This window comes from Blautia sp. AM29-29 (genome assembly GCF_003480555.1).
GTDB classification, from domain to species: domain Bacteria; phylum Bacillota; class Clostridia; order Lachnospirales; family Lachnospiraceae; genus Fusicatenibacter; species Fusicatenibacter saccharivorans.
On sequence record NZ_QUJD01000043.1, the window covers coordinates 1 to 3,273 of the forward strand.

Consider the following 3,273-nt stretch of genomic DNA (forward strand, 5'->3'; position numbering starts at 1 on the left):
CAGTATCAGATGGCTTTTATAAAATGTCAATATACGGATGATTACCTACTTACCTGTGTACAGCTCGGTATCAGCATTGCCGACCTCGACCTGCTGACCATCGGGTTGGTCAATGATATGTTCACGGAGCGGCAGAATGACGGCTATTCGTACAAAGAGCTGGCAAGTCAGTCGGACTTCGATCGATTTTAAAGGTTCGACTTATTTTACTTGACTTTGCAGACTATCTGATTTATTATACTCGTAAAGAAGTAACTTACGAGTTACTAACTCACGAGTATAATTATTGGAGGTGAGCAGATGAGTCAATTCTATTGCCGTGAGGATGAGCTGCGGAAACTGAATAAACGGTATGCAGGTGATAAGTTTGAGTGCATTGTCATCTACGGCAGACGGCGTGTTGGTAAAACGGCACTGATCAACGAGTTCTGCAAAGATAAGCCTACCATTTTCTTTTCTGCATTGAACACGACAGGAAAGGAAAATCTGGAAGCTCTCTCAAAGTCGATTATGAGTTTTGAGCGGCCGGATATGGAGTCTGCACCGGAGTTCAGGTCCTATGATGCAGCTTTGGATGAGCTGACAGCACTTTCAAAGGAAAAGAGGATTGTCTTTGTCATTGATGAGTATCCTTATCTTGCAAAAGCAAAACCAGCTATTTCAGCGATGCTGCAGCACATCATCGATCACAAATGGACAGAGTCCAAGATGTACCTGATTCTTTGCGGCTCCTCTATGAGCTTCATGGAGAGTCAGGTGCTTGGAAAGGAAAGTCCGTTGTATGGCAGACGTACTGGCCAGTTTAAGATTGAGCCGCTAGACTATAAAGAAACCGCTGTGTTCCACCCAAATCTGTCTGCAGAAGACAATTCCCTGATTTATGGGATCACGGGAGGAGTTCCCCACTATATCAATAAGTTGGATGTGCGAGATAGTGTGGATGAAGCTCTGTTGGATAATTTCTTTGACCGCTCCAGCTATCTGTATGAGGAACCGGGGAACTTACTGAAGCAGGAACTCCGGGAGCCGGCTATTTATAATGCAATCATTAAAGCGATTGCAGAAGGTGCTTCCCGAATGAACGATATCAAGATGAAGGTCGGCGAGGAAAACTCGGTCGTATCGAAGTACCTGAAAACGCTGATCGACCTTGGCATTGCGAAGAAAGAAACACCGATTACAGAAAAACCGGGTAAGAAAACCATCTATCTGCTGGCTGATAACTTCTTCCGTTTCTGGTATCGGTTTGTGCCAATCAATATGAGTGCCATTGACTCTGGCAGAATTGCAAAGACCTATCCACACGCTGTAAAGCAGTATCTTCCTGATTACATGGGTCTAATTTATGAGAAGATGTGTCAGGATTACCTGCTCTATTATTCGGATAGCCTTCCTATTGAGCTGAGTGAAATCGGCCAGTGGTGGGGGACAGACCCGAAGAAGAAAAAGCAGATACAGATTGATATCGTCGGAACTCCTGTTGAGGGCAAAGACTATATCATCGGTTCATGCAAATACCGGAATGAGAAAATCGGTGTGGATGAACTCGATTTGATTCGGGATTATGCCTCAGTTTTTGGAAAGGGCAACAACTATCACTACTATATCTTCTCGAAAGGCGGATTCACAGATGGACTTCTTCAGGCACAAGAGCGAGGTGAAGTTCGGCTGATAACGCTGGAAGACATTTACAAGTAAAAATTCTAATCAACCCTGCTGGTGAAAGCTGGCAGGGTATTTTTATACCCATTTTTAGCCTGTCTGCTCGTAAGTAGGTAATCATCCGTATCTGTTTTTTTGTTTTTTATTCTGCTACAATCTCCTTAAAACTCAGGAGGTATTCTATATCACTATGAATAAAGAAGAAAAAGCAAAACTCTGGTCTGACCGTATCCAACAATACCAGACCAGTGGACAAACATGTAAACAATGGTGTACAGAAAACGGTATCCCTTTATCTACGATGGGATATTGGATCCGCAGATTTGCAAAAGAAGAGCCGGCATCCGAATCTGAACAGGATATGGTCTTTGTCAGACTTCCATCTGAGCAGGAAGCTGCCAGAAAGCTGCTCTCTGAGGAATCTTCATCGGTGCGTATTTTTATTTCAGACAGTATCCGTATTGAAATATCTGATTCCTGCAGACCGGAACTGATGGAATCTATACTGGGATTCCTGCAGCGCCATGCTTGACCTGGCAGGAGGAACAACGGTATATCTTTCCTGCGGAGTCACTGATCTGAGAAAAAGTTACAATGGTCTGGCCGCCATCATCAAATTAAAATTTCACCTCGACCCACACTCACGCTGCATGTTTGCGTTCTGCAACCGTCGGCGTACTTCTATAAAGATCCTTCAATGGGATGGATCTGGATTCTGGAGCCTGATGAAACGGCTCGACCGTAATGCTTTTCAATGGCCGGATACTCCAGATGAACTCCGTCAGGTGACTCTGAAAGAGATCCACTGGCTGTGTGACGGGCTCTCTTTAAATCCCAGGGGTGCATTTGAGGAACACCATCCAAAGATCATCCTGTAAGCATAAGACAGCGGAGCTGTCAATCCCGTAAAAATCATGAAAAACATGGCATTCCCAGCGTATTTCCTATATCCGGAAACGCAGTTTTTTATAGGAAAACAGCTGGAACCATGATATACTTTTTATAACGCTAAAGCAGGGAGGACAGGACATGGAACCGATCTTTACAGATAAACAGCTGAATAACATGAGCCGTGAAGATCTGATCTCATTGATGAAGATCGTACAGGAACAGACAAAGAAGAAGGATACAGAGATCCAGCTGCTGAAGGATAAACAGAAAGAACTCGAATTCTTAAATGCCATGCTCTCTGACCGTCTTACCCTTGCGCAGAGAAAACAGTTTGGGGCATCCAGTGAAAAGTATGCCGAAGGCTATGAACAGATGAACCTGTTCAATGAGGCGGAAGCCAATGCGGATGCGGAAACAGAGGAACTTTTTGAAGAGATCCGGCCATCCTCTTATAAATGTAAAAAAAGAAAAGGAAAGAAGGAAGAAGATCTTTCCAATTTTGAGACCGTTGCGACCAGGACCTATAAACTGGAAGGGGAAGCCCGTTACTGTCCGGCATGCGGATCCATGAAACGTCCGGAAAAAGAACCTTCCCTGATCCGTGGGAGCATTGCTACACCTTCCCTCGTAGCAGGTATCATGAACGCTAAATATGTAAACGGGATGCCTCTGGCACGTCAGGAAAGAGAGTTTGCCAGATATGATCTCGATCTCTCCACA

Annotated in this window: 5 protein-coding genes; all 5 read left to right on the forward strand. The window is 44.5% G+C overall.

From position 1 onward, the window contains the following. The first annotated feature begins 9 nt into the window (after positions 1-9). Complete coding sequence (locus tag DW769_RS16175; protein WP_082424984.1) at positions 10-192, forward strand: hypothetical protein; 183 nt, start codon at positions 10-12, stop codon at positions 190-192. A gap of 108 nt (positions 193-300) precedes the next feature. Beyond that, positions 301-1,698 carry an ATP-binding protein gene (locus DW769_RS16180; protein ID WP_118750638.1) on the forward strand — a complete coding sequence of 466 codons (1,398 nt, stop codon included), beginning with the start codon at positions 301-303 and terminating at the stop codon, positions 1,696-1,698. 154 nt (positions 1,699-1,852) lie between these two features. Beyond that, complete coding sequence (gene tnpA / locus DW769_RS16690; protein ID WP_173841882.1) at positions 1,853-2,194, forward strand: IS66 family insertion sequence element accessory protein TnpA; 342 nt, start codon at positions 1,853-1,855, stop codon at positions 2,192-2,194. Further along, complete coding sequence (tnpB, locus tag DW769_RS16190) at positions 2,187-2,540, forward strand: IS66 family insertion sequence element accessory protein TnpB (RefSeq protein WP_117802758.1); 354 nt, start codon at positions 2,187-2,189, stop codon at positions 2,538-2,540. Before tnpA ends, tnpB begins: the two co-directional genes overlap by 8 nt. Positions 2,541-2,691: 151 nt before the next feature. Then, positions 2,692-3,273, forward strand: a 582-nt coding sequence (locus DW769_RS16195) for an IS66 family transposase (RefSeq protein WP_147398869.1), incomplete at its 3' end; no start/stop codon positions are given.